This window comes from Herbaspirillum lusitanum P6-12 (assembly GCF_000256565.1).
Classification (GTDB): Bacteria; Pseudomonadota; Gammaproteobacteria; order Burkholderiales; family Burkholderiaceae_D; genus Herbaspirillum; species Herbaspirillum lusitanum.
Genome location: NZ_AJHH01000119.1, coordinates 1 through 5030 on the forward strand (window position 1 = coordinate 1; position 5030 = coordinate 5030).

The 5030-nt window shown below is 60.0% G+C and carries 5 protein-coding genes; 4 read left to right on the plus strand and 1 reads right to left on the minus strand.

Going from position 1 to position 5030, the window contains the following annotated elements:
- A partial coding sequence (locus HLUSI_RS0104085; RefSeq protein ID WP_029363108.1) for a TRAP transporter substrate-binding protein occupies positions 1 to 553 on the minus strand: 553 nt, incomplete at its 3' end.
- A 478-nt stretch (positions 554 to 1031) separates the two neighbouring features.
- Here HLUSI_RS0104085 and HLUSI_RS0104090 point away from each other — a divergent pair.
- The 4 genes from HLUSI_RS0104090 to HLUSI_RS0104105 all read left to right on the plus strand — a co-directional run bounded on the left by HLUSI_RS0104090 (position 1032) and on the right by HLUSI_RS0104105 (position 4954).
- On the plus strand, positions 1032 to 2219 hold the full coding sequence (locus tag HLUSI_RS0104090; RefSeq protein ID WP_016832765.1) for an acetyl-CoA acetyltransferase: 1188 nt from the start codon (positions 1032 to 1034) through the stop codon (positions 2217 to 2219).
- 79 nt (positions 2220 to 2298) lie between these two features.
- The gene (locus tag HLUSI_RS0104095) at positions 2299 to 3927 is read left to right on the plus strand and encodes an acyl-CoA synthetase (protein WP_269147399.1); all 1629 of its coding nucleotides are present in this window, start codon (positions 2299 to 2301) and stop codon (positions 3925 to 3927) included.
- Entirely contained in the window at positions 3924 to 4490 is a 567-nt protein-coding gene (locus tag HLUSI_RS0104100; protein WP_016832767.1) for a PCC domain-containing protein, read from the plus strand. The genes HLUSI_RS0104095 and HLUSI_RS0104100 overlap by 4 nt, the downstream gene beginning before the upstream one ends.
- Complete coding sequence (locus HLUSI_RS0104105; RefSeq protein ID WP_040503150.1) at positions 4490 to 4954, plus strand: PPC domain-containing DNA-binding protein; 465 nt, start codon at positions 4490 to 4492, stop codon at positions 4952 to 4954. The genes HLUSI_RS0104100 and HLUSI_RS0104105 overlap by 1 nt, the downstream gene beginning before the upstream one ends.
- Positions 4955 to 5030: the final 76 nt, after the last annotated feature.

Here is a 5030-nt window from a genome sequence, read left to right on the forward strand (position 1 = left end):
CGCGCAGCTTCATGCCCTTGAGGTCTTCCGGCTTGTTGATCGCGCGGGTGCTGTTGGTGATCTGGCGGTAGCCGTTGTCCCAGATCTTTTCAAATGCAAAGACGGTCGACTTGGCGTCGATCTGCTTGCGCACGTGCGCGCCCAGCTCGCCGTCGAGTGCAGCCCACACCTGGTTGTAATCCTTGAAGGCAAAGCCGACGCCGCTGATCTGCGCAGCCGGCACCAGCGTGCCGAGGATCAACGGCGACAATGTGAAGAAGTCGACCGCGCCCGAGCGCACCTGGCCCAGCGTGTCGGTGTCGTTGCCGAGCTGGTTGTTCGGATAGACCTGGAAATCGATGCGGCCCTTGGATTCGGTCGCGATCTTGGCGGCCATTTCCTTCGCGCGCAGATTCATCGGATGCGTGGCCGGCAGGTTGTTGGCGTACTTCAGCGTGAACTCAGCTGCGGCAAATGCCTGGGTCGATATCATGCCGGTGGCAGCGGCAGCCGAAGCGACGGAAACAGTCTTCAAAAAACGACGGCGAGTGATGCTGGCAGTTGGGTTACCCATCTGTTTGTCTCCTGATTTTAGTTTTGGTTAATTTATGTTGCCGATACTAGTAACGACTAATTCAGCACTGCTTATGCGTCCTAGAGCAATTTGGATGCCAAGTCGTCGAAGTGTCTCGACTGACCTGGGCGCCCCTCCCTGAAGTCGGCATTGCACGCACATTCTCTTCGATAAACGCCTGATTCGACAAGGGATGTGAAGGCTAATCGGGTGTTTATTTTGATGCGACACCTGTCGCATTGCCTGAACACTTGATTGACACCTGTATGCGTTTTTCAGCCAGACCTCATACCGCAACGCAGCAAATTCACCCCAGCACGCAACGTGCTATGTTTACCGCCATCACGGCCCGCCGACGCCACCCGTACGGGCGCTGCCGCCATCACAAGAATCAACGAAACCAAGCCGCGCCGGCTGCCGAAAAACGTGGCATCGTTTTTGCATATTGTTGTCCCAACACACTCTTTCAGGAATCCACATGACTGCGCACATGACTGCCTCCTCCCCCTGCATCACCGGCTGGAACCACTCCCAATTCGGCAAGCTCGACGGCATCGATCCGGAAGCGCTGATCGGCCAGGTCGCCAAGGCCGCCATCGAACACGCCGGCCTGACGCCGGAAGACATCGGCTCGATCCATATCGGCACCTTCAACGGCGGTTTCCTGTATCAGGATTTCCCGTCCTCACTGGTGTTCAATACCTTGCCAGAGCTGCGTTTCAAACCGGCCGTGCGCGTCGAGAACGCCTGCGCCACCGGCTCGGCCGCGATCCACTCCGGCATGCAATCGATCCTGTCCGGCCAGGCCAAGCACGCGCTGGTGATCGGCTTTGAAAAAATGACCGAGCTGGCCACGCCGCAAGTCGGCGAAGTGCTGCTCAAGTGCTGCTACGCCAAAGAAGAAGCCGGCATCCCGGGCGGCTTCGCCGGCGTGTTCGGCAAGATTGCGCAGGCCTACTTCGACCGCTACGGCGATCAGTCGGATGCCCTGGCCGCCATTGCCGCCAAGAATCACAAGAACGGCATGAGCAATCCCTACGCCCACATGCGCAAGGATTTCGGCTTCGATTTCTGCCGCAATGTGTCGGAAAAAAATCCCTTCGTCGCCGGTCCGCTCAAGCGCACCGACTGCTCGCTGATCTCCGACGGCGCCGCCGCGCTGATCCTGAGCGCCGCCGATGTCGCCAAGACCATGCAACGCGCCGTGACCTTCCGCGCCGCCGTGCACGTCAATGATTTCCTGCCGCTGTCGCGCCGCGATCCGACCCGCTTCGAAGCCGGTACGCTGGCATGGCAACAGGCATTGAAACAGGCCGACCTGAAATTGCTCGACCTGTCGCTGGTGGAAACCCACGACTGCTTCACCATCGCCGAGTTGCTGGAGTATGAAGCCATGGGCCTGGCTCCGCACGGTCAGGGCGCGCGCGTGATCGCCGAAGGCATCACCGCCAAGGATGGCAAGCTGCCGGTCAATCCGTCCGGCGGACTGAAGTCCAAGGGGCATCCGGTGGGCGCTACCGGCGTGTCGATGCACGTGATGGCGGCGATGCAGGCCAGCCACGATGCCGGCGACATGCAGATTCCAAATGCGCGCTATGCCGGCGTGTTCAACATGGGCGGCGCTGCGGTGGCGAACTACGTGAGCATCCTGGAACGCGTGCATTGATTTTCCCGCCGTCGTCCCGGCACTGTCCGGGACGGCAGCAACAACGCTAGTAATTGCAACAACCGTAGCAAAGACCCACATAAAAATACACACGAGCGAGACGATGTTAACCAAAGTAATGAACCTGGGGCGCCTGCTATCCGACGTCGCCCGTCGCTTTCCTGACGAGCCCGGCCTGATCTTCGGCGATGGCACCGCGGACGGCAAAGGCGACAAGATCGCCACCTGGAAACAGATCAACGACCGCGTCGACACGCTCGCCCACTCGCTGCAAAAGCTGGGCGTGAGCAAGGGCGACAAGATGCTGGTCCACTCCCGCAACAACCTGCAGATTTTTGAAAGCGCCTGGGCGGCATTCAAGCTGGGCATGGTTTGGGTCCCGACCAACGTGCGCATCACGCCGCCGGAAGCCGCCTACCTCGGCCAGTCCAGCGGCGCCAGCGTGATGCTGTACGACCGCGGCTTCGCCAACTACGTCGACGCCGTCAAGGAAGTCTCCCCCGCGCTGAAACACGTCATCGCGCTACAAGACCCGCGCGCCGGCGAACTGGATTTCGAAACACTCGCCACCGCGACCGGCGCGCATCAGTCCTTCGATGAAGTGGAAGTCGATTACGAAGACCCGCTGTGGTTCTTCTACACCTCAGGCACCACCGGACATCCAAAGGCGGGCATGCTGTCGCACGGCCAGATGGCTTTCGTCGTCACCAATCACCTCGCCGACTTGCTGCCGGGCCTGACCCATCAATCGCGCTCGCTGGTGGTCGCGCCGCTGTCGCACGGCGCGGGCGTGCATGCGGTCATCAATACCGCGCGCGGCGCGGCCAGCATCCTGCTGTCGACCGAACGCCTGGTGCCGGAAGAGGCCTGGCAACTGGTGCAGCGCCATCGCGTCGACAACATGTTCACCGTGCCGACCATCGTCAAGATCCTCACCGAAGACGAATCGGTCGACCGCTACGACCACAGCTCGCTCAAGCACGTCATCTACGCTGGTGCGCCGATGTACCGTGCCGACCAGGTGTACGCATTGAAGAAGCTCGGCAAGGTGCTGGTGCAGTACTATGGCCTCGGCGAAGTGACCGGCAACATCACCTTCCTGCCGCCGTACATGCACGAAGCGGACGACGCCCATCCGAAAGCGCGCGTCGGCTCTTGCGGCATGCCGCGCACCGGCATGGAAATCGCCATCCTCGATGACAGCTGCAAAAAATTGAAGCCGTTTGAAACCGGTGAAATCTGCGTGCGTGGCCCCGCCGTGTTCATGGGATATCACAACAATCCGGACGCCAATGCCAAGGCATTCAAGGGCGACTGGTTCCACACCGGCGACCTCGGTCATGTGGACCAAGACGGTTTCCTGTATATCACCGGTCGCTCGTCCGACATGTACATCTCGGGCGGCTCCAACGTCTATCCGCGCGAGATCGAAGAAGCACTGCTGACCCACCCATCGGTATCCGAAGTCGCCGTGCTCGGCGTGCCGGATCCGAAATGGGGCGAAAGCGGCATCGCCGTCATCGTCGCCAAGTCCGGCCAGCAAGCCGACGGCGACGCGCTGTTGTCGCATCTGGAGAGTCGCATCGCCAAATACAAATGGCCGCGCCGCTTCGTGTTCTGGGAGACCATGCCGAAATCCGGTTATGGAAAGATCGTCAAGAAGCAGATCAAAAGTCTGCTCGAGGAGAAAGGTGACTATCGCTTATGAAAATTTCCAACAAGTCCGCCGAAGGCCATCCGGGATTTGTCGAGGTACGCAAGTTTCTGCACGCCGGCCAGCAGAGCTACCCGCGCACGCTAGACCTGGAGGCCAATCCGGCGGAAGAACTGCGCATCACGCTGCAGCCCGGCACCAAAGTCGGCGCAGCCTTGCGCGAAGTGCTGCAACGCTACGGCCAGCGCGGCGGCGTCGGCCGCATGTGCGGCGGCACCGCGCGCAAGCTGCACTACCATCGCATCGAGAACACGCGCGACGCCAACCGTCCGTACGACTACGGCCTGCCGCATGTGCTGGAAGGCGTGATCACCTTCGTCACCGGCGCGATCACGGTTGGCCAGAACCAGGAAGGAAAAGTATTATTGCATTGCCACGCCGGTTTCCTTGACGGCGACGGCTCGATACACGGCGGGCATTTATTGCTCGACACGGTGGAAGTGGGCGACGATCCGCTCATCATCCGCCTGTGCTTGTTTTCCCAGGGCGCTTTCGTCGTCAACAGCGATGAAGAGACGCTATTCAGTCTATTGCATCCGACACCCATGGAATCATGATGACGACATCGACACTTATAAAAAACACAGAGACACACATCAACGACAACGACATTCAGGTAGAGGAAGGCACACTGGGGAAACTGGTGATGGCGCGCCTCAAACCCAACCAGGACCTCACCGAAAGCGTGGAAGCGCTATGCCGTCAATACGGCATGCAAACCGCCATCGTGCGCGGCGCCATCGGCAGCCTGATCGATGCGCACCTGGAATACGCGACGCCTACCGGTTCGCGCGAAATGGAAATCAACGGGCCGGGGGTCGAGATCCTCAACGTCTTCGGCGAGATCGGCTTCAACGGCAGCAAGCCGCATGCTCATCCTTTGCAGGGTGTGGTGGCGGATGTGGAGGGGAAGATTTTTGCGGGGCGCTTTGTGCGTGGGGCGAATCTGTCGTTCATCACGATTGAGATTACCTTGCAGGAGTGGATTCCCAAGCAGGCGCAGCAGGTTTTGCACGCTTGATTTTGGTTGCCGACTTGCGTTGGCTTGATTGATGAAGGCGGCTCTCTTTTTTGGGGCCGCTTTTTTGTTTTTGTGC